The organism is Micromonospora sp. WMMD754 (genome assembly GCF_049315235.1).
GTDB lineage: Bacteria > Actinomycetota > Actinomycetes > Mycobacteriales > Micromonosporaceae > Micromonospora > Micromonospora sediminicola.
This window is the reverse complement of sequence record NZ_CP186058.1, coordinates 4,729,617-4,750,044: the sequence shown is the minus strand read 5'-3', so window position 1 is coordinate 4,750,044 and position 20,428 is coordinate 4,729,617. Positions and strand designations below refer to the sequence as shown.

Sequence of the window (20,428 nt, the reverse complement as noted above, 5' to 3'; positions counted from 1 at the left end):
CGACACCCGGCGTCAGGCGGGGGACCGCCCGGGCACGCCGGCGGCGGCGGTGGGGGTGTCGGCGGGGACCCGGTCACCGGTGAGGATCTCCTCGATCCGCGCCGCACGGCGGCGGCGGGCCAGCAACGCGGCCTCGAACTCGCGGCGCGCCCGCACGGCCTCGGCGTACGCCTCCTCCCGCACCCGGCGGGCCTCCTGGCGAGCGTCCTCCAGCTCGGCGCGGGCGCGGGCCAGCAGATCGGCGGCCTCCCGCTCGACGGCGGTCGGGCCGGGCGTCGCCGCGCCGTCGGGCACGGTCCGCCGCCGGAGGAACTCACCGAGGTGCAGCGCGTCCAGCCGGATCTGGTCCCACTCCCGGCCGACCCCGGCGACACCCTCCGTGCGGGCCGCCAGTCGCCCCAGCCGCAGGGCCAGCTCGTCCAGGCAGGCGTCCACCTGGCGTCGGTCGTAGCCGCTCTCCACCACCGAGAACCTCATCTGTCGCCCCCCGGGCAGCCGCCGTGCGTCCCACCTGCACGATCCTGCGCCGCGGGCGAGCCCGGAGGCGGTTCGCGGAAAATGTTCAGCATCCGGACGCCCGGACTTCGCGGCCGCTACTGGTGCTTGGGGAGCACGACCACCCGGCCGAAGAACTCGTCGATCCGGCGCACCACGTCGTTGAAGTCGTCCAGGTCGATCGGCTTCGTCACGTACGCGTTGGCCTGGAGGGTGTAGCTGCTGACCACGTCGGTGTCGGCGTTGGAGGTGGTCAGCACCACGATCGGGATGGTGCGCAGGTTCTCGTCCCGCTTGACCTCGCCGAGCACCTGCCGCCCGTCCATCCGGGGCATGTTCAGGTCGAGCAGGATGACGTCCGGCCGCTGCGCCTCGACGTGGCGGCCCTCGCACCGGAGGAACTCCATCGCCTCCTGACCGTCCGCGACCACGTCGATGACCTTCTCGACGTCGGACTCCTCCAGCGCCTCCTCAATCATCAGGACGTCGCCCGGGTCGTCGTCGACCACCAGGATGCGGACGGGATTCGGGCGGGGCTGACCCATGGCGCTACCTGCTTCGTCTCGGGGAGGGGGCCGACCGCGGGGCCGGCCGCTGGCGGGGAAATCTATCCGATCAGGAGCCGGCCGACGCCGTCGGGTCGGCGGGCTCGAGGTCGTGGCGCAGCACCTCGGCCACGCCGGTCACCTGGAGCACCCGGGCCACCCGGCCGGAGGCCCCGGTGAGGCGCAGCCAGCCGCCGTCGGCGGCGACGAGGTTGTCCCCCCGGACGAAGGCCGCGATGCCGGTCGAGTCGCAGAACGTCAGCTCGCTGAGGTCCACCAGCAGTTCACGACGGCCCTCGGCGACCAGCCGGTCGATCGCGGTGTTCAGCTCCGGGGCCGTGCTCAGGTCGAGCTCACCGGCGAGCCGGAGGCGAGCGCCGCCCTCGTCCCGCTGGGCGTACGTGACGGTGAACGTCACCGTGGCCCCTCTCGCTCCTACCGCAGGCGAACCCTTGCAGTGCAGCAAGTATACGGGTGATGCGGCCGCGCGCCGATCAGCGCCCCGCGCCCGTGGTCGAGAGCCCGCCGACCAGGGCACGCCCCCGCTCCAGGAAGCCGGCCGCCCGGGGGAAGTCGCGCAGCTCGTGTCCATAGTGGTCCAGGGTGAGACCCACGGCGGCGGCGGGCACACCCCGGCTGACCAGGATCGTCACCAGCCACTCGACGAACTCGCCGAACAGGGTGCCGTCGTCGACGTAGAGCGCGGCGGCCAGGAAGTCGACGATGTAACCGAGGTCCCCGACGGTGGAGTCGAGCTGCGCCGGCGTGTAGTCGGCCACCGCCGGCACCCGCTCCCGCAGGTCGGCCAGGGCGCTGTCGATCAGCTCACCGCGCCGCTTGACCAGGCTGGCGTACTCGTCGTCGGCGAGGTGGTCCAGCCGTGCGGCCGGCACCGCCCGCAGCGCCCGGTCGTCGGCGACCAGGTCGGCGGCGGCCGGGGCGTCCGGCGCCCAGGCCACGCCGAGCGACCGGGCCCAGCGACCGTCCGCGCCGAAGCCGCGACCGCCCACCACCACCGGCACGTCGGCGCGACGGCACGCCTCGATCATCCGGTGGGCGTGCGGCAGCCGCATCGGCAGCGCGCAGGCCAGAGCCACCGCCTCGGCGTCGTAGCGGTGCAGGTAGGAGACCAGATGTGCGGCCGGCACGCTGGCCCCGAGGAACACCACCTGCCAGCCGCGCAACCGCAGCACCTCGGCCACCAACCGGGCCGGCAGCGCGTGCCACTCACCGTCCATGCAGGCCATCACGATCCGGCCGCGGGTCGGGCGGGGATCGGCGTACGTGGCCACCGCGGCCACCACCCGCTCGCTGATGTGGGTGGCGGCGTGCTCCTGGGCGACGCTCCACTCGTTGCGCGCCCAGCGCTCCCCCACCTCGGCCTGGGCCGGGGCCACCAGATCGAGCAGCACCCGCTCGGCCGGCACACCCGCCTCGAGCAGGCCCCGGGCCACCGCCACGGCGGCCTGCTCCTCGGCCTCGGCCAGGCACTCCAGATAGCCGGGAAAGGCCTGTGCCGGGTCGGCGGCGGTCGTCGCGGTCACGCGGAGGGCTCCCTCGCTCGGTCGGCTTCGGTCGGACCCGGCACCGAGTGCAGGTGGCGGGACGCGCGGCCGGTCGGACCGGTCGCCCGCAGCGCGAGCACCGCGATGTCGTCGTGGTCGCCGTGGGCCAGCCAGTCGCAGGTCACCTGCTCGACCCGCTCGGCCAGCGCCGGCGCGGGCATCCGGTGGCATCCGGTCACCGCGTGGACCAGCCGCTCGGCGCCGAACTGGTCGTCGCCGCGTCGCCCGCCCCGCGCCTCGGTCACCCCGTCGCTGTAGAGCAGGCAGGTCTCGCCGGGCGCCAGGTGCACGGTGACCTCGCCGATCCGCGGGTCCGGCACCACGCCGATCAGCATGCCGCTCAACGGCACCACCTCGACCTCGCCGGACTCCCGCAGCACCAGCGGCGGCAGGTGCCCGCCGCCGGCCAACGTCAGGGTCAGGCCGCCGTCGCGGTGCGGGCGGGCCACACCGAGCACCATGGTGGCGAAACGGCCCTGCCCGTGCGCCTGGGTGGTCTCCAACAACGCGTCGTTGAGCAGCTTCAGCAACCGACCCGGCTGCGTCTCGACCCGGTGCAACGCCTGCAGGCACTGGCGGAGCTGGCCGGTGAACACCGCCGCCTCCACGCCCTTGCCGGACACGTCGCCGAGGAAGAAGACCGAGCCGCCGTCGGCCAGCCGGTGCGAGCCGTAGAAGTCCCCGCCGATGCGCAGACCGGCCTGCGCCGGCCGGTAGGCGGTGCCCCACTGCACGCCGGCGGCCGCCGCCGGCTCGACCGGCAGCAGGCTGGCCTGCAACGTGTCGGCGACCTCGGCCTGGTCGCGGTAGAGCATGGCCGTGGTCAGCGCCGCGCCGGCCCGGGCCGCGAACGCGCGCACCAGGTCGACGTCGGCGTCGTCGTACCAGCGGCTGGCCCGGCGGGCCACCAGCAGGACACCGGCCGGAGCCTCCCGACCCGGCAGGGGCACCACCCGCGCACTGGCGCCGGGCACGTCGAGGCCGGGCAGCCAACCCGCCTCGGCGGCCTGCTCGACCAGCCAGTCCAGCGCGTGCGGCTCGGTGCCGGCGAGACCGGCCTCGATCGCCGCGGGCAGGGCCGGCGCCGGCAGCACGCCGCTGTCCACCGCGGGGGTGGCTTCCTCGTCGACGCGCACCGCTCGCCACCAGCGGGCCCGACCGGACCGAGGCGCCAGCACCAGCACCGCCGCGTCGGCCAGCGTCGGCACGGCCAGCCGCACCACGGCGGCCGCGGCGCGGTCGGGGTGCAGCGGGTTGCCGAGCTTCTCGCCGACCACGGCGAGGAACGACGAACGGGCCCGCTCGGCGAGCAACGCGTCGGCCCGGCTGACACTCTCGGTGACGTCCTCGACGTACCAGCAGCGCCGGGCGTGGGAGAGCGCGACGGGACGCAGTCGCAGCCGACGCCCGTGGTGGGTGATCTCGGCGGGGACGTCGCCGCCCAGCGCCGCCACGCCGGTGGCGGCCAGCACCTCGCCGGGCACGGCCTCGGGGACGAGGCGCTCCGCGACCGGGCTGACGTGCCGGACCACCCCGTCGGCGGCACAGACGACGAGGCCCTCGCGGAAGTGTTCCACCACCTCGGACCAGTCCGGGACGGTGAGGCCACGGTCGGGCGACAGCGGCGGCAGGGCGGCCGTGTCCGGAGCGGCGGCGGACCACGCCGGGGGCCGTGCGGCACTCGACGTGGAGATCCGTCCGTCGCCCGGGTCGGAACCCCTGACGTCGGCAGCAGTCACCAGCTGAGCCCCACTCTCCTCGTCGACACCCGCGGGACACGGAAACGGGTCCCTGTGGTCAAATCTCCTCGCCCCACCCTACGCCGGCATGCCGGAACCGCCACCTGACGCCGTGGCCCGGCCGGGCGGACGCGGCGCCGAGCGGGCCGGTTGCGGGGTTGTTACGATCCGAATGTTTCTGCCCGACCGGCAGCCTGCGGAAAGGCGTGATGTGGTTCCTCACCGGAGAAAGCCCGAGGCGACACCGCTGAGCATCTCCGTGGACCGTTCCGACCCGTCCGTCCCGGTCGTCCGCGTCGGCGGTGACCTGGCGTACGCCACTGCGGCGCCGCTGCGGGCCGAGGTCGACCGGCTGCTCGCCGAGCGTCCCCGGGCCCTCGTGCTGGACTTCGGCGACCTGCTCTTCCTGGACAGCACCGGCCTCTCCGTGATCGTGCACGCCTGGCGCGAGGGGCAGCACGCGGGCACCGCCATCGAACTGCGCGCGGTCCCCCGCTTCCTGGCGACGATCCTCGACATGACCGGGGTCACCGGCCTGCTGCAACGCCCGCCGGCCGACGGCCGTCCGGGGCAGCCGGCGTCCGGCTCGACCGCCTCGGCGTGACCCCGCGGGTTTCCCGCCCACCCCGAACTGGGAACATGGAGCCGTGCCCGCTCAGCTGTTGACCATCGAGGTGGACCGGCTCGACGCCGGGACCGCCCGGCTGCGGCTCGCCGGCGAGCTGGACTTCGACACCGCGCCCGAGCTCGTCGAGGCCGCCGCCGAGCTGCGCCGCGACGGCCACCAGGAGCTGGAGCTCGACTTCGCCGGCGTGGTGCTGTGCGACTCCTCCGGCCTGAGCGCGCTGGTGGTGATCCACCGAGCCGGCACCGGCGCGGTTCGCCTGCTCCACGTGAACCCGCAGGTCCGGCAGCTGCTGGACCGCACCGGCCTGGCCGAGCTGCTGGCCGCTCCGCCCCGCGCGTCGGTCCGCGACGCCCGCGAGGCGGGCTGAGCGCGACCGGTCCGGCGGGGAGGGGTGGCCCCCGACCCTGGGACCAGGGGCCGGGGGCCGGGAGGATGGCTCAGGCGGCGGGCGTGGCCTGCAGGCGCGGCCCGCTCTCGCGTGACTCCCCCATGACCGGAGGCTCGACGTCCTCCGGCGCACCGGAATCGGGCGTCTGGAACAGGTAACGGACGAAGTCCCCGGCCTCGTCGTCGTCCGCGCCGGGCCACTGCCCGACGCAGTCGACGCCGACCACCTCGCGGCCGCTGCCGTCGTTGCTCTCCAGCAGGGCCCAGAGGGTCACCGGGTAGCACCGGGTCAGGTCCGGGCCGATCCGCCAGCGGGCGTACCAGCCGGGACGAGCGGGGACGATCTCCACGATCCGCTTCATGACGACCTGCCCTTCCGCGTGCGTCGGAAGTTGTCCGGTCCACAGCGATCGTGCGGCAGCACCGGGTGAGTGCTCCTCACCCGCAGCGAGTGAAGCGGCCCGGCGGTCGGCGCCCGTTAGCTTCCCGGCAGCGCCGGGAAGGCCACCGGCGCAAGCGCAACCGACCAGGAACGAGGTGCGACGATGCGCAAGCAGATGGAGGGCGACAACCAGCGCCGTCGGGCCCTGGCCCGGCAGGCCCGGGAACAGGGCCGCAGCGCGAGCCAGACCGGCGCCAGCCTGAGCGCGTCCAAGCAGGTCACCTCGCTGGACCAGCACGACCGGTCCGGCCCACCGCCGGCCGGCCGGCACAAGCCGGACAGCACGCGCGGCGGACCCGCGCCCCCGCCGGTCGGGGTGGCGGAACGTCCCCGCCCGCTGCCGGACCCGCAGCCGCCACGAGCGCCGTCGCTCGGGTACCGGGATCTCGTCGACGACGTGAGCCGCCGGGCCGGGGTGGACTTCGCCGAGGCGAAGATCGCCGCCGAGGCCACCGTGCTCGCGCTGGCGTGGGCGCTCGGCGAGGCCGAACGGGAGCGGTTGCTCGCGGCGGTGCCGGTGAAGCTGCACGACGTGGTGCCGGTGGACGGCATCGAGCGGCGCCAGGACCTGCCGGGCTTCCTGGCCGAGGTGGGACGGCGCAGCCGGCTCACCCCGGAGCAGGCGCGGTACCAGGCGGAGGCGACCCTGGCGGCGATCTCCGACGCCGATGCCGAGCTGGTCGAGTCGCTGCGCGTACCGGACGGGTTGCGTGACCTGCTCGCGCCGGCTGACTACGGCGGCGGTCTGGTGGGGGCGTCGTCCGCCACCGCCCCGCTGACCGAGCCGGAGCTGCGGGACGCGCTCGCCTCGCTGCCCTACTGGTCCAGCGACCAGCGGTCCCTGGTCCGCACGATCGAGTTGCCCGGTGGCAACCTGGACCGGGTCCTCGACCGGCTGGACCAGCTCAAGGTCGAGGTCGGGCGTGGTCCGCAGATCGGCCGGCCCGACCCGGACAGCGCCGTGCTCACGGTCCGGACCCAGCAGGTCGACGGCGTGACGGCCGCGGACGTGGACCTGGCCCACCGGGTCGACGACGCGGTCGACGAGGCCGGCGCCGGGATGGCCGCCGGCTGAGGTGCGAGGAGGGGCCCCCGCCACCAGCGGTGGCGGCGGGGGCCCCGCTGGGCACCCGTCCGCCCGGGCCGGGCCGCCGCCCGGTACCGTGTCCCGCCGTGGAACGCGACGCCGAGACCCTGGAGATCGTCGTGGACCCGGCCCGGCCCACCGGCCGTACGCTGCTCGCCGACGGGGTCGAGCAGTCCTACGTGGACGTGGCGGACGCGCGGCACCTGCATTTCGAGTACGTGCGGCGGATCGCCGCCGTGATCGACCTGGCCGCACCGTCCGGTCGGCCGCTTCGAGTCCTGCACCTGGGCGGCGGCGCGCTCACGCTGCCGCGCTGGCTGGCCGCCACCCGCCCGGGCTCGCCGCAGCGGGTGGTCGAGCGCGATCCCGGCGTGGTCGACCTGGTCCGCCGGAAGCTGCCCCGGGTGCCGCCGGAAGTGGTCGTCGCGCTCGGCGACGCCCGGGACGCGGTCGGTGACGCGCCCGCCGGGGCGTACGACGTGGTGGTGGCCGACGTCTACCGGGCCGCGGTCATGCCGCCGCACGTGGCGGCCGTCGAGTTCGTCGCCGAGGTGGCCCGGGTGCTCCGCCCGGACGGCCTCTATCTGGTGAACCTGACCGACCTGCCGCCGCTGGCGCACACCCGGGCGCAGGTGGCCACGCTGCGCGCGGTCTTCGCCGACGTGTGCCTGCTCACCGACCGGCGGATGCTGCGGGGCCGCCGCTACGGCAACGTGGTGCTGGCCGGCGCGCTGCGCCCGGACCGGCTGCCGGTGCGCCGCCTCGCCGCCCGGGTCGCCGGCGACCCGGTGCCGGGCACGATGCTGCACGGGGCGACGCTGGACGCGTTCGCCGACGGCGCGCTGCCGGTCACCGACGCCCACCCGCGCTGAGCGGGGGTTTTCCCACCGGCACGGCGGGTAGCCGCGCCGGATGAGCGCCGCCGACGACCGCTCCACCGCCCGCCGGACGCTGATCGTGATCGGCCTGGTGCTCGCCACCGTGGTCGGGCTGGGACTGGTCTGGGCCACCCGTCGGGTGCTCGTCTGGGGTCTGGTCGCGGCGTTCCTCGCGGTCGCGCTCAAGCCGCTGGTGGATCGACTCCAGCGCCGGGTACGCCGCCGGGCCGTGGCCACGCTGCTCGTGTTCCTGGCCACGTTCGTGCTGCTCGCCGCGCTGGGCACGCTGATCGTGGTGCCGCTGGTGGACGAGGTGGGCCGGTTCGCCGACCGGGCGCCGGACCTGGTGCGCGAGGCCCAGGCCGGGCGGGGGCCGGTCGGCCGGCTGCTGGAGCGTCTCCACCTGCTCCGGTACGCCGAACCGGAGCAGCTGCGCCGCTACGGCGACCGGCTCGGCGAGCCGACGGTCGGCCTGGTCCGGGGCGTGGCCCAGGCCGTCGCCGCCGTGGTCACGGTCGTGGTGCTGGCGTACCTGATGGTGCTGGAGGCCCCGAAGATCGTGGCGGCGACGCTGCGCCTGGTCGGCGACGGAGCGGCGGAGCGGTTGCGGCGCATCGGCCGCGACTCGTCCCGGATCGTCACCGGCTACCTGAGCGGCAACCTGCTGATCAGCGTGATCTGCGGGGGTCTGACCTTCGTCGTGCTCTTCCTCCTCGGCGTGCCGTTCGCCGCGGTGATCGCCCTGGTGGTCGCCGTGGTCGACCTGATCCCGCTGGTCGGGGCGACGCTGGGCGCGATCGTCGCGGCCGGCGCGGGGTTCCTGCACTCCCCCACCGCCGGCGTGGTCGTGCTGGTGTTCTTCGTGGTCTACCAGCAGGTGGAGAACCACCTGCTGCAACCGGTCATCATGGCCCGCGCGGTCCGGCTGAACCCGTTGACCGTGCTGGTCAGCCTCCTGCTCGCCGCCGAGCTGGCCGGTCTGGTCGGGGCGCTGCTGGCGATCCCGGCGGCCGGTGTCGTCCAGGTGCTGCTGCGGGAGTTCGTCCCGGCCGGACGGCAGGCCCTGCCCGTGCCGGCCGCCGGGGGCGGACCGGCCGGCGCACCGGGTCCCGGTACGCGGGACCGGCCGCCGGCCGGTGGGTGAGGCGGGGCGGTCAGCGCCGCCGGACCAGTTCGGGCGACTCGCTCTCCAGCGGCACCGCGTTGGCCGGCACCAGGCCGAGCTGCACGGCGGGCCGGGGCAGCGTCGCGTCGAGCGCCCAGTCCGCGGCGACCCGGGGACGGTTGCCCGGCATCGCCAGCAGGTGGTACCCGCGGGTGACCGCCTTGGCCGGCAGCCCGGACAGCGGCACGTGCAGCGGGTTCGCGGCCGCGTCCCTGCCGCCCAGGTCCACCACCCAGCCCAGGTCGTGGTGCTTGTAGGACTTGCGGGCGCCCTGCCCGTACGAGGCGGCGATGTTGTGCGCGGCCAGCTTGCCCTGCCGCTGGGCGTGCTGCGCGGTCATCGCGCACACCTGCCCGGGCCGGGTCGGGTCGGGTACGGCGGCGGCGTCGCCGCAGGCGAACACCTCCGGGTAGCCGGGGACGTTGAGGTACTCGTCCACCACCAACCGGCCCTTCTCGGTACGCAGGCCCAGCTCGGCCACGAACGGGTCGGGGCGTACGCCGACGCACCAGATGAGGCTGCAGGTCGGGACGTACTCGCCGTCGGTGAGCATCACCCCGTCCGGGGTGGCCTCGGCGACCGAGGTGCCCATCCGCACGTCCACGCCGCGCTTGCGCAGCACCCGGTCGGCGGTGACGGACATCCGCCGGTCCAGCTCGGGCAGCACGCGAGGTGCGACGTCCAGCAGCATCCAGCGCGGGCGGACCTTCAGGTGCGGGCGCTGGGCCAGCAGCCGGTCGGTGAACAGCTGTCCGTGCGCGGCGACCTCGGTGCCGGTGTAGCCGGCGCCGACCACGACGAACGTGGTGCGGGCGCGCTGCTCGGCCGGGTCGTCGGTCAGCTCGGCCAGCTCGACCTGCCGGACCACGTGGTCGTGCAGGTAGAGCGCCTCGGGCAGGCCGCGGAAGCCGTGCGCGTACTCGGTGACCCCGGGGATGGGCAGCAGCTTGTTGACGCTGCCCACGGAGAGGATCAGCCGGTCGTACGCGAGCTGGCCGTGGTCGCCCTCGGCGGAGCGGTAGCCGACCCAGCGGTTCTGCAGGTCCACCCGGTCGGCCTCGCCGACCACCACCCGGACGCCGTCGAGCGTGCCGGCCAGCGGCACGGAGATCCGGGTCGGCTCGACCACGCCGGCCGCGACCTCGGGCAGCAGCGGCAGGTAGAGGAAGTAGTCGGTCGTGTTCAGCAGGACGATCTCGGCCCGGTCGCGGGCCAGTCGGCGCAACGTCTTGGCCGCGTGGTACCCGGCGAACCCGGCCCCCACGATCACCACACGTGGTTTCGTCATGTCTGCTGCCGTTCCCGGGCAGACCTGCGACAAACGTGGCGACGATCCATCCACGAACAACGATATGGACAATTGTCGTGATCGGCGCGAGGATGCCCTGATGGGAAACCACCAGACCGCCGGGGGTCGACCCACGAGGTCGAGCCGGCGTACCTTCCTCACCGCCTCCGCCGCGGCCACCGCCGCCGCCGTCGCCACCCCGCTCACCGCCGCTCCGGCGGCCGCCGCCGGAGCGCCGCCCGGCCCGGGCCGTCCGACCCGGCCGCAGCGCCCGGACCGCGAGCTGACCGCGCTGCTGCGCGAGATCGACAGGCACCGGATCGAGGCCACCGTCCGCCGGCTCGCCGCGTTCGGCACCCGGCACACCCTCTCCAGCCAGACCGATCCGGTACGCGGCATCGGCGCCGCCCGCGACTGGATCCACGCCCAACTGTCCGGGTACGCCGCCGCCTCCGGCGGCCGGATGACCGTCGAACTCCAGTCCTACGTGCAGGAACCGGCGTCCCGGATCCCGACCGCGACCACGATCACCAACGTGGTGGCGACGCTGCGCGGCGACGTCACGCCGGAGCGGGTGTACGTGATCACGGGTCACTACGACTCCCGGGCCACGGACGTGATGGACGCGGTCAGCGACGCGCCGGGCGCCGACGACGACGCGTCCGGCGTCGCCGTGGTCATGGAGCTGGCCCGGGTGCTGGCCACCCGGCGCAGCGAGGCCACCGTCGTGCTCGCCGCCGTGGCCGGCGAGGAGCAGGGGCTGTACGGCTCGGCGTACCTGGCCGGCCGGCTGAAGGCGGCGGGCGTGGACGTGCAGGGCATGTTCAGCAACGACATCGTGGGCAGCAGCACCGCCGACGACGGCACCCGCGACCCGCGTACCGTGCGGCTCTTCGCCGAGGGTGTGCCGACCGCCGAGACCCCGGCCGAGGCGAGTGTGCGGCAGTCCGTCGGCGGCGAGAACGACTCCCCGTCGCGGCAGTTGGCCCGGTTCGTCAGCGACGTGGCGGACAACGCCGCCACCGGGATGGGGATCCGGGTGGTCTACCGGCGGGACCGCTACCTACGCGGCAGCGACCACATCTCGTTCCTGCGCGAGGGTTGGCCCGCCGGCCGGTTCACCGAGCCCGCCGAGGACTTCGCCCACCAGCACCAGGACGTCCGGGTGGTCGACGGGGTGCAGTACGGCGACCTGCCCGAGTTCTGCGACTTCGACTACATCACCCGGGTGGCCCGGGTGAACGCCGCGACGCTGTGGTCGCTGGCCCAGGCGCCGGGCACACCGAAGGGCGTGGTCGTGGTGACCACGAACCTGACCAACGACACCACGCTGCGCTGGCAGCGCGGACCGGAGCCGGACCTGGCCGGCTACGAGGTGGTGTGGCGGGAGACCACCGCCGCCGAGTGGCAGAGGGTGCTGCCGGTCGGCGACGTCACCGAGATGACGGTGGACCTGTCCAAGGACAACGTGTTCTTCGGTGTGCGGGCGGTCGACCGGGCCGGCCACCGCAGCCCGGTGGCGTTCCCGAAGCCGGGCAGCTGACCCCGCGCCGCCGCCGGCGCCGGGTGGCTCAGCCCGGCGCCGGGGCGGTGATCGCCCAGCGTTCGTGGTCCCGCCAGGCGCCGTCGATGAACAGGTAGTCCGGGGAGAAGCCCTCCAGCCGGAAGCCCAGCCGGCGGGCCAGCCGCTTCGACGGCTCGTTGCCGGGCTGGATGTTGGCCTCCAGCCGGTGCAGTCCGAGCGGGCCGAACGCGTGGGCGATCACCAGCCGCACCCCGGCCGTGGCGTGGCCGGTGCCCGCGTACGGGCGGAAGGCGGCGTAGCCGAGGTAGCCCCCGCGCAGCGCGCCGAGCACGATGCCGCTGATGGTCGCGTACCCGGCGATCTCCCCGGTGGCCCGGTCGCAGAACAGGAACCCGTCGCTGCCCCGCCCCCTGATCTTGCGCAGGTACGCCGCGTACCGCTCGGCGTCGTCCGGCGCCGACAACCACGGGTGGTGCAGGTCCCGGCTGCGCCGGGCGGCGGCGACGAACTCCGTCTCGTCACCGGGGCGGGGACGGCGGATCGCGACGCGCCCGTCGCTGCGCAGGTATCTCACGGTGCCCACTCTCGGCCACCGCCTCCCCCACCGGTCGCCCGGGGTCACCGGCCGCCCCCCCCCCCCCCCCCCGATGCCACCCCCTCCCGCAACCCAGGATCACCGTTCCGCCCTCCGGGACGCGGTTGAGATCTTGGTACGAAAGCGCCCCCATAGGGGCCGTTTCCTACCAAGATCTCGAGAACCCTCGACACGCCGCAGCCTCCGCGGTCACCCGGTTTGACAAAGGGGGCGGAGGTTCGGTGCGTGATGTCCGGTTACCCAGCGGCGCTGCGGGGGCGGGCCGCGAAGGCTCGGCCTGGTTGTCCGGTTCGGTGGTGGTCGGCGCCACCGTCAGCGTGGAATCGGTGCCGGGGGCCGGGCGTTGTACCGGGTAGACCGCGTGCCGCCCCCGACCATCGCGTCGGCAGGCCAGGCCCGGTCGGAATGACCGGCCCCCGGCCGGTGGTTACATACCCCTGAGCCGCCCGTGCAGGCCGCCCCCGGCCGCCGCGCAGGCCCCCCTTCAGACTTTCCCCTCTTCGCACGGCACCCCCGTGCCGTGTCCCCCCAACCCCCCCTTGGGAGGCACCATCATGGCTACCACCCTGCTGCGCAAGACCGTCCTGACCGCTGCCGGTATCGCCGCGACCGCCGGTGGCATCGCCGGCCCCGCGATCGCCGCCCACGCCAGCCCGGCCGAGAAGACCACCACCATGGCCGCCAAGAGCGGACACGGTGAGCGGGAACTCGACGTGCGCTACGAAGCCCAGCCCAACTTCTACTACTGCGGCCCCGCCGCCGCCCGCAACGCCATCAGCGTCCTGGGCAAGAACATCGACGTCGACGCCATGGCCCGCGAAATGGGCACCACCGAAGCCGGCACCAACAGCATCAACGACATCACCCCCGTCCTGAACAAGGAAACCGGCAAGCCCTACCGCTCCGTCGAAATCAAGGACCGTAAGGCCGACGACAAGCAGACCGACACCCTGCGCACCGACATCGTGCGCACCATCGACGACGGCCGCGCCATCGTCGCCAACATCGCCGGCACCGCCACCGACACCGACGGCACCACCCACTCCTTCGAAGGCGGCCACTACATCAGCGTCATCGGCTACCGCGACAACGGCACCACCGTCACCATCGCCGACAGCGCCAACCCCAACACCGCCACCTACCGGATGAGCATCGACAACCTCGCCGACTGGATCGCCACCCGCGGCTACAGCACCAGCTGACCCACCAACACAGCAAAGGGCCCGACCCCACCACGGGGCCGGGCCCTTTCGCGTATCCAACGGCTGCCTGTCGGTCACCTCGCCGTCATGTCGGTGTCGTCACCCGGACGGGTCGCTCCACCACGCTGGGTCGCGCCGCACCACCCGGCCGACCCCGCGAAGGAGCAGCAGTGGCAGCCGAGTCGGCGACCGACCGCACACCGACGACCCGCCCCGACGTGAGCGTCGTCGTGCCGGTCTACAACACCCTGCGCTACCTGCGTGCCTGCCTCGACTCGCTGCTGCGGCAGACCATCGGGCCGGAGCGGATGGAGATCGTGGCGGTGGACGACGGGTCCACCGACGGCAGCCGGCGGCTGCTGGACCGGTTCGCCGCGCGGCACCCCGGCGTCGTGCGGGTGGTCCACCAGGCCAACTCCGGTGGTCCGGCCGCCCCCTGCAACCGCGGCCTGGACCTGGCCACCGGCCGGTACGTCTTCTTTCTCGGCTCCGACGACCGGCTCGGACCGGAGGCGCTGGAACGGCTGGTCGCCGCCGCCGACCGGTACGGCTCCGACGTGGTGCTCGGCAAGGTGGTCGGGGTCAACGGGCGGCACGTCTTCTCCGACGTGTTCGCCGACGGCAACGCGGTCGACGTGAGCCTGTTCGACTCGGAGCTGCCGTGGTCGCTGGCGAACACCAAGCTGTTCCGCCGCGACCTCGTCGACCGGCTCGGGCTCCGCTTCCCGGAGGACATGCCGGTCCTCAGCGACCAGCCGTTCACGTTGGCCGCCTGCTACCACGCCCGACGGATCTCGGTGCTGGCCGACTACGACTACTACCACGCGGTGCGCCGGCTGGACGCCCGCAACATCACCTACCACAGCCGGGTGGAGCAGCGCCTGGTCAGCGTCGAGCGGCTGTTCGCGTTCGTCGCCGACCTGATCCCCGCCGGCCCGCGCCGGGACGCGGTGCTGCGCCGCCACGCCGGGCTGGAGCTGGCCAACCTGGTCGGCGACGACTTCCGCCGGCTGGACCGGGCCGCCCAGGAGCGGGTGCACGCGAGCGTCCGCCGGCTGGTCGAGCAGCACGTCACCGACGGAGTGCGGGCCCGGCTGGACATCGAGGCGCGGCTGCGCCTGGGGGCGGTCACCGCCGGCGGGGTGGACGACCTGCTGGCCGTCATCGAGCAGGACGCCACCCGGGGCGTACCGGAGACGGTGGTGGCCGGGGGCCGCTGGCACGCCGGCTACCCGGGCGCGCCGGCGGCCTGGACCGACGTCACCGACGTGCGCGCGGACTGGCTGGCCCGGCTGGACACGGTCGAGGTGAGCTGGGTCGACGGGCACACCCTGACGGTGACCGCGCGCAGCCCGTACCCCGGTTTCGCGACGGCGGCCGGGCCGGTCCGCCTGGCCGCCGGGCCGGTCGCCGGCGCCACCCGGCTGGACGCGACCGACCCGAGCGGTCGGACCGTGCGCACCGACTTCCCGGTCGACCGGCTCCTCGCGGTCGGCGCGGCCAGCGGCCAGCGCCACCCGGTGCGGACCGAGGTGGACGGCGGTCACGGCCGCGGGTCCGCGCCGGTACGCGCGCCCCGGCTCGCCGCCGGCCGTCCCCGGGTGCTGCGCCACGGCGCCCGACTGTACGGGGTGGCCGCGACCGTCGACCCGCGCAGCGGCCAGCTCGTCCTGTCGGTGGTGCCGGTGACCGTGGGTCAGCTGGTCGGGCGGCTGCGTCGGCGGTGGCAGCGGCGCCCGACCGGCCCGGCGACGCCGGCCCGCACGACGGTGCGGGCCGCGCCCCGCGCCGGCGCGGCGGTCGAGCGCAGCGGCAACCACGCCGAGCCGGGGCCGGCGCAGGTCGGCCGGGTGACCGTCACCTCCTGAGCCGGGCGGGCTCAGTGGGCGGGTCGGAAGCCCTGGTCGAGCGGCATCGGGACCTGGAGATAGGTGCTGCCGCGCAGGTCCAGCCAGGCCCGCTCCGGCGCGCGGACCAGCCGCACCATCACGCCGGCGCAGGCCGGGCACCGGCCGATCAGGCCCGGCGCGTGCGAGTAGACGTGCAGGCCGGCCATCGGGCCGGTCGTCCCACAGGTGTCGCACCGCCCGGTGGTGCTGCTCAGGTCGACCGCGAAGAGTTCGCGCAGCGGCCCGTCGAGCATGTTGCCGTCCAGGTAGGACATGTCCGTCATGCGCTCTCCTCGGATCGTCAGCCGGTCGGGCCGAAGCGCTCGGTCCGGACCCGCCGGGTCGGGTGGCCCAGCCCCACCAGCAGGTCGGCCACGGTCTCCACGAAGCCGGTGGGACCGCAGACGTAGCAGAGCGGCTCCAGGTCGGGCGGCCAGCCGTGGCTGTTCACGTCGGCCAGGCCGATCCGGTGCGGTTCGCCCCGCCAGCCGTCGGGCGCCTGCCGGGTGTAGACGTACGCGACGTCCAGGCCCTGGTCGTCGCGGGCCCGGCGGCGCAGCTCGTCGGCGTAGATCACGTCGTCCGGGGTGCGCACCGAGTAGATCAACCGGAACGGGACCCGGCTGCCCGCGGCCCGGCGCGCGCGGACCATGGCCATCAGCGGCACCACCCCGGAACCACCGCCCACCAGCAGCACCGGCGCGGTCTCGTCGGTGCGCCAGACGAACCAGCCGCCGACCGGTCCGCGCACCTCCACCGGGTCGCCCTCGGCGTAGGTGTCGACCAGGTACGGCGACACCTCGCCGTCGGGCACCCGCTGCACGGTCACCTCGATCCGCTCCCCCTCGGCCGGACCGGCCAGCGAGTAGGACCGGGCCGCCTGGTAGCCGTCGGGAGCGGTCAGGCGCAGGTCGACGTGCTGGCCGGGCAGGTGCCCCGGCCAGCCGGGCACGTCCAGCACCAGCGTCTGCGCGGTCGGCGTCTCGATCCGCCGCTCGACCAGTCGGGCCACCCGCCACATCAGCGGCGCGACCCGACGGCCGGTGGCCGGGGCCGCCACCTCAGTCGCCCTGGTAGCGCTGCTCGCGCCACGGGTCGCCGTAGTCGTGGTAGCCGGCGGTCTCCCAGAAACCCGGCCGGTCGTCGACGAGCAGCCGGAGCCCGTGCACCCACTTGGCGGACTTCCACAGGTAGAGGTGCGGGACGAGCAGCCGGGCCGGGCCGCCGTGCTCGGCCGGCAGCGGACCGCCGTCGTACGTGTGCACCACCCAGGCCCGCCCGCCGCGCAGGTCGTCCAGCGGCAGGTTCGTGGTGTAGCCGCCGTAGGAGTGGACCAGGGCGTACCGGGCGCCGGTGTCGACGCCGTCGAGCAGCGTGTCGAGTGAGACGCCCTGCCAGGTGGTGCCGAGCTTGGACCAGCGGGTCACGCAGTGCAGGTCCACCGTCGGGGTGTCCTGCGGCAGGCCCATCAGCTCGTCCCACGACCAGCGGTACTCCGCACCGGTCTCGGTGGTCAGCACGAACTCCCAGGTGTCCAGCGGCACCCGGGGCGTCGGGCCGGCGGAGAGCACCGGGAAGTCCTCGGTGAGGTACTGCCCCGGCGGCAGGTCGGGCGCGGACGAACGGGGCCGGCCCTGGAAGCCCGGCGAGACGATTCCCACCCGTCAGTCGTACCACTCCCGACCGTGCCGGGGCAGTGCTTCAGCGGGAGTGCCCGCCGGGGCCGCCGCCCTGCACCTCGTGCACGACGGTGCGGTCGCCGTCGCCGCTGTCCCGGGTGGCCCGCAGGCTGGTGATGGTGACGACCACCAGGACACCGATGATGACGCCGAGCGAGGCGAGCGTCGGGATCTCCGGGACGCCCTTCCAGATGCCGTGGGCCCAGTGCAGGCCGAGCTTGAGCCCGATGAAGGCGAGGATGACCGCCAGGCCGTAGCTGAGGTGCACCAGCCGGCTCAGCGCGGCGTGCAGCACGAAGTAGAGCGCCCGCAGGCCCAGCAGCGCGAAGGCGTTGGTCGCGAAGACCAGGTACGGGTCCTCGGTGATGCCGTAGACGGCGGGCACCGAGTCGACCGCGAAGACCACGTCGGTGGCGAGCACCGCGACCACGACCAGCGCGAACGGGGTGAGCGCCCGCCGGCCGCCCTGCCGGATCGTCATCCGGGTGCCGTGGTAGTCGTCGACGACGGGCATCACCTTGCGCAGCAGCTTCACCGACCGCATCTTGTTGATGTCGACCTCCTGCTCGTGCCCGGAGAGGGCGTCGCGCAGCAGCTTGACCGCGGTGGCGATCAGGATGAGCGCGAAGAGCAGGAAGGCGAAGTCGAGCGTCTGCAGGGCGGCGGCGCCCAGCGCGATGAAGACGGCGCGCAGCACGAGCGCGCCGGCGATGCCGTAGAGCAGCACCCGCTGGGCGAGCACGGCCGGCACCGCGAACGCGGCCAGCAGCAGCATGAAGACGAAGAGGTTGTCGACCGAGAGCGACTTCTCGACCAGGTAACCGGTGAGGTACTCGATGCCCTGCTGGCCGCCGTAGCGCGACCAGATCCACGCGCCGAAGGCCAGCGGCAGGGCGATGTAGAAGGCCGACCAGCCGAGCGCCTCGCGGATGGAGACCTCGTGCGGCTTGCGGGTGACGAGGAAGTCCAGCACCAGCAGGGCGAGCACGCCGGCGATCGTCACCGCCCACAGCGTGGGCGTGCCGACCGACGACAGCTCGGCGGCGGACAGGTATGACAGTTCGGACATGGGGCCTCCTCGAACACCGTGGCATGTTCGAGGTCTCCTTCACCCACGGTTTCGTGGGCAACCACCCGAGGCTCGCCCTCGGGGGGTTCGCCGTACTGACCGGAATGGTTCGTGGGAAGTACTCCCCTCGTGGGGACAAGGCTAGGCCAACCCGGGGCCGGACGCCAAGTCACGCCACGGATGATTGCCCTGGTCAACCGCTGTGCGGGCGGCCGGGCCGTGGCGTCGCGGGTCCCGGCCCCCTAGGGTGACGCGGGTGACCAACCAGGGACCGCTGACCGGCGTACGGGTGATCGAGCTGGCCGGGATCGGCCCGGGCCCGTTCGCCGCCATGATGCTCGCCGACCTCGGCGCGGACGTGGTGCGCGTCGACCGGGTCGGTGGGGGCGGCTTCGGGGCCTTCCCCGGTGACCTGCTCAACCGCAACCGCCGCTCGGTGGCGGTGGACCTGAAGCAGCCGGCCGGACGGGAGCTGGTGCGCGGCCTGGTCGCCGGGGCGGACGCGCTGGTCGAGGGTTTCCGGCCGGGGGTGACCGAACGCCTCGGCCTCGGCCCGGCGGACTGCCTCGCCGCCAACCCGCGCCTGGTCTACGGACGGATGACCGGCTGGGGGCAGGACGGTCCGCTCGCCTCCACCGCCGGCCACGACATCGACTACCTGGCGTTGACCGGCGCGCTGCACGGCGTGGGCCGGGCCGGGGAGCCGCCGGTGCCGCCGATGAACCTGCTCGGCGACTTCGGCGGCGGCGGCATGATGCTGGCCCTCGGCATGGTCGCGGCGCTGTACGCCGTCCGCGGCGGCGCGCCCGGCCAGGTGGTCGACGCGGCCATCGTGGACGGCGTGTCGGTGCTCGCCACCCAGATCCACGCGCTGCGCGGGCTCGGCCTCTGGCAGGACCGGCGCGGGGTGAACCTGCTCGACGGCGGCGCGCCCTTCTACGACACCTACGAGTGCGCCGACGGCCGGTACGTGGCGGTGGGCGCGCTGGAACCGCAGTTCTACGCCGAACTGGTGCGGCTCACCGGGTTCCCGCTCGACGGCGACGACGCTCCCGACCGCGACGACCCGGCGACCTGGCCGGCGCTGCGCGCGGCGTGGGCGCGGCTGTTCCTCACGCGTACCCGGGACGAGTGGGCGGCGCTGCTGGACGGCACGGACGCCTGCGTGGCGCCGGTGCTCGACTGGGCGGAGGCCCCGCGGCACCCGCACCTGGCGGCCCGCGAGGTGTTCGTCGCGCCGGACGGGGTCACCCAGCCGGCCCCCGCGCCGCGTTTCTCGGGCACGCCCACGTCGGTCCGCCGGCCCCCGCCCGCGCCGGGCGAGCACACCGACGAGGTGCTCGCCGAGGCGGGCCTGGACGCCGACCGGATCGCGGCGCTGCGCGCCGCCGGCACGGTCGGCTGACGCGTCCGGGGCCGACGCCGGCTCAGCGGCGACGGGTGGCGGCGGGCGCGAGGGCCGGCTCCACCATGTCCCGGTAGTCCCGGGGCAGCTGCACCACCACGTCCTGGAACTCGCCGCTGCTGATCGCCTCGCGCAGCGTGGCGAACACGGCCCCCACCGCGGTGCGCGCGGTGTTCTCGTCGCAGTCGGCCCGGCGGGCCACCCGGGCGACGAACTCGGCCGCGCCGAACCGCTCGGCCGCCTCGGTACGCGGGTGCGGGCTGAGCAGCCCCCACAGCGGCTTGGGCAGCTGCGCGGCCAGGTCCAGCACCTCGCCGCCGGTCAACCGCTCGGCCAACGTCTCCAGGGTGGCCCGGGTCAACGTCGCCGCCCGGTCCTCGGCGGTGCCGGTGAGCCGGGCGACCCGGCCCACGAAGGTCAGGTAGTGCATCGGTGGTACCCCCTTCGGTGCGCCCCCGCGGCTACCCGTCCCGGCCCGGCGGAAACAGGCGTCGTCGGGGGCGTGACCCGGCGCGCGGCGGGTATCCGCCGCCCGGTCGTGACCCCAACTACTGGCGCGAGGAGCCCGACTGATGGCGAGTTACACGGATGTCCTGGAGTACCTGTCCGCGCTGGACTACCCGGCCGGGAAGGACGACGTCATCCGCGAGGCGGAACGGGAGGGCGCGCCGCCGGACGTGTTGCGGGCGCTGCGCGCGCTGCCCCCGGTGGACTACGCCAACGGCACCGAGGTGGCCCGCTCGGCCGGCATCGACGCCGCTCCCGAGGTGAGCCCGTCGCAGCGCGCGGCGCAGGCCCGGGACCGCCACCCGCGGGTCTCGCAGCACCTGCGCGGCATCTGACCG

General features: G+C 74.6%; 23 protein-coding genes. 10 read left to right on the top strand and 13 right to left on the bottom strand.

Annotated elements, in window-relative coordinates; all coding sequences use genetic code 11:
* Positions 1–12: 12 nt before the first annotated feature.
* The 5 genes from ACN27B_RS22945 to ACN27B_RS22925 form a co-directional block, all read right to left on the bottom strand.
* Positions 13–477 carry an ATPase gene (locus tag ACN27B_RS22945; RefSeq protein ID WP_091575433.1) on the bottom strand — a complete coding sequence of 155 codons (465 nt, stop codon included), beginning with the start codon at positions 475–477 and terminating at the stop codon, positions 13–15.
* A 116-nt stretch (positions 478–593) separates the two neighbouring features.
* Positions 594–1,040 (bottom strand): response regulator, encoded by a 447-nt coding sequence (locus ACN27B_RS22940; RefSeq protein WP_091575435.1) that lies wholly within the window; start codon positions 1,038–1,040, stop codon positions 594–596.
* Between the two features lie 70 nt (positions 1,041–1,110).
* Entirely contained in the window at positions 1,111–1,458 is a 348-nt protein-coding gene (locus ACN27B_RS22935) for an STAS domain-containing protein (protein ID WP_422741498.1), read from the bottom strand.
* 76 nt (positions 1,459–1,534) lie between these two features.
* Complete coding sequence (locus ACN27B_RS22930) at positions 1,535–2,584, bottom strand: cobalamin B12-binding domain-containing protein (RefSeq protein ID WP_422741497.1); 1,050 nt, start codon at positions 2,582–2,584, stop codon at positions 1,535–1,537.
* Positions 2,581–4,344, bottom strand: coding sequence for a PP2C family protein-serine/threonine phosphatase (locus ACN27B_RS22925; protein WP_099161304.1), 1,764 nt, complete (start codon positions 4,342–4,344; stop codon positions 2,581–2,583). Before ACN27B_RS22925 ends, ACN27B_RS22930 begins: the two co-directional genes overlap by 4 nt.
* A gap of 259 nt (positions 4,345–4,603) precedes the next feature.
* On the opposite strand from ACN27B_RS22925, the gene ACN27B_RS22920 reads away from it, so the two are divergent.
* Positions 4,604–4,948, top strand: coding sequence for an STAS domain-containing protein (locus ACN27B_RS22920; protein ID WP_099161305.1), 345 nt, complete (start codon positions 4,604–4,606; stop codon positions 4,946–4,948).
* A gap of 43 nt (positions 4,949–4,991) precedes the next feature.
* Entirely contained in the window at positions 4,992–5,339 is a 348-nt protein-coding gene (locus tag ACN27B_RS22915; RefSeq protein WP_396822145.1) for an STAS domain-containing protein, read from the top strand.
* Positions 5,340–5,409: 70 nt separating this feature from the next.
* Here the strand turns inward: ACN27B_RS22915 and ACN27B_RS22910 are convergent, their stop codons facing one another.
* On the bottom strand, positions 5,410–5,721 hold the full coding sequence (locus tag ACN27B_RS22910) for a hypothetical protein (protein ID WP_091575449.1): 312 nt from the start codon (positions 5,719–5,721) through the stop codon (positions 5,410–5,412).
* Positions 5,722–5,904: 183 nt separating this feature from the next.
* Between ACN27B_RS22910 and ACN27B_RS22905 the strand changes: the two genes are divergently transcribed.
* The 3 genes from ACN27B_RS22905 to ACN27B_RS22895 all read left to right on the top strand — a co-directional run bounded on the left by ACN27B_RS22905 (position 5,905) and on the right by ACN27B_RS22895 (position 8,910).
* Entirely contained in the window at positions 5,905–6,876 is a 972-nt protein-coding gene (locus ACN27B_RS22905) for a DUF2267 domain-containing protein (protein ID WP_099161307.1), read from the top strand.
* Between the two features lie 98 nt (positions 6,877–6,974).
* On the top strand, positions 6,975–7,760 hold the full coding sequence (locus tag ACN27B_RS22900; RefSeq protein ID WP_172967798.1) for a spermidine synthase: 786 nt from the start codon (positions 6,975–6,977) through the stop codon (positions 7,758–7,760).
* A gap of 40 nt (positions 7,761–7,800) precedes the next feature.
* Positions 7,801–8,910 (top strand): AI-2E family transporter, encoded by a 1,110-nt coding sequence (locus ACN27B_RS22895; protein WP_099161308.1) that lies wholly within the window; start codon positions 7,801–7,803, stop codon positions 8,908–8,910.
* A 10-nt stretch (positions 8,911–8,920) separates the two neighbouring features.
* Here ACN27B_RS22895 and ACN27B_RS22890 read toward each other — a convergent pair whose 3' ends face one another.
* Positions 8,921–10,219 (bottom strand): NAD(P)/FAD-dependent oxidoreductase, encoded by a 1,299-nt coding sequence (locus tag ACN27B_RS22890; protein WP_099161309.1) that lies wholly within the window; start codon positions 10,217–10,219, stop codon positions 8,921–8,923.
* 100 nt (positions 10,220–10,319) lie between these two features.
* Here ACN27B_RS22890 and ACN27B_RS22885 point away from each other — a divergent pair, with 100 nt between their 5' ends.
* Entirely contained in the window at positions 10,320–11,762 is a 1,443-nt protein-coding gene (locus ACN27B_RS22885; RefSeq protein ID WP_099161310.1) for a M20/M25/M40 family metallo-hydrolase, read from the top strand.
* A gap of 28 nt (positions 11,763–11,790) precedes the next feature.
* Here the strand turns inward: ACN27B_RS22885 and ACN27B_RS22880 are convergent, their stop codons facing one another.
* Complete coding sequence (locus ACN27B_RS22880) at positions 11,791–12,327, bottom strand: GNAT family N-acetyltransferase (RefSeq protein WP_099161311.1); 537 nt, start codon at positions 12,325–12,327, stop codon at positions 11,791–11,793.
* 566 nt (positions 12,328–12,893) lie between these two features.
* Here ACN27B_RS22880 and ACN27B_RS22875 point away from each other — a divergent pair.
* On the top strand, positions 12,894–13,541 hold the full coding sequence (locus tag ACN27B_RS22875; protein WP_422741496.1) for a C39 family peptidase: 648 nt from the start codon (positions 12,894–12,896) through the stop codon (positions 13,539–13,541).
* A 170-nt stretch (positions 13,542–13,711) separates the two neighbouring features.
* Positions 13,712–15,409 carry a glycosyltransferase gene (locus ACN27B_RS22870; protein WP_422741495.1) on the top strand — a complete coding sequence of 566 codons (1,698 nt, stop codon included), beginning with the start codon at positions 13,712–13,714 and terminating at the stop codon, positions 15,407–15,409.
* Between the two features lie 11 nt (positions 15,410–15,420).
* Here ACN27B_RS22870 and ACN27B_RS22865 read toward each other — a convergent pair whose 3' ends face one another.
* Genes ACN27B_RS22865 through ACN27B_RS22850 form a run of 4 tightly spaced genes read right to left on the bottom strand, consistent with a single transcriptional unit; the run spans position 15,421 to position 18,178 of the window.
* Positions 15,421–15,714 carry a DUF6510 family protein gene (locus tag ACN27B_RS22865; RefSeq protein WP_099161314.1) on the bottom strand — a complete coding sequence of 98 codons (294 nt, stop codon included), beginning with the start codon at positions 15,712–15,714 and terminating at the stop codon, positions 15,421–15,423.
* A gap of 17 nt (positions 15,715–15,731) precedes the next feature.
* Entirely contained in the window at positions 15,732–16,490 is a 759-nt protein-coding gene (locus ACN27B_RS22860) for a ferredoxin reductase (protein ID WP_099161315.1), read from the bottom strand.
* Position 16,491: 1 nt separating this feature from the next.
* Entirely contained in the window at positions 16,492–17,091 is a 600-nt protein-coding gene (locus tag ACN27B_RS22855) for a sulfite oxidase-like oxidoreductase (RefSeq protein ID WP_422741494.1), read from the bottom strand.
* Positions 17,092–17,131: 40 nt separating this feature from the next.
* Entirely contained in the window at positions 17,132–18,178 is a 1,047-nt protein-coding gene (locus ACN27B_RS22850; protein WP_091575478.1) for a TerC/Alx family metal homeostasis membrane protein, read from the bottom strand.
* Between the two features lie 247 nt (positions 18,179–18,425).
* Here ACN27B_RS22850 and ACN27B_RS22845 point away from each other — a divergent pair, with 247 nt between their 5' ends.
* Positions 18,426–19,583 (top strand): CaiB/BaiF CoA transferase family protein, encoded by a 1,158-nt coding sequence (locus tag ACN27B_RS22845; protein WP_422741493.1) that lies wholly within the window; start codon positions 18,426–18,428, stop codon positions 19,581–19,583.
* A gap of 22 nt (positions 19,584–19,605) precedes the next feature.
* Here the strand turns inward: ACN27B_RS22845 and ACN27B_RS22840 are convergent, their stop codons facing one another.
* Positions 19,606–20,013 (bottom strand): DUF2267 domain-containing protein, encoded by a 408-nt coding sequence (locus tag ACN27B_RS22840; protein WP_091575483.1) that lies wholly within the window; start codon positions 20,011–20,013, stop codon positions 19,606–19,608.
* 142 nt (positions 20,014–20,155) lie between these two features.
* Here ACN27B_RS22840 and ACN27B_RS22835 point away from each other — a divergent pair, with 142 nt between their 5' ends.
* A complete protein-coding gene (locus tag ACN27B_RS22835; RefSeq protein ID WP_091575486.1) occupies positions 20,156–20,425 on the top strand; it encodes a DUF2795 domain-containing protein in 270 nt (89 codons plus the stop codon).
* Positions 20,426–20,428 lie beyond the last annotated feature (3 nt).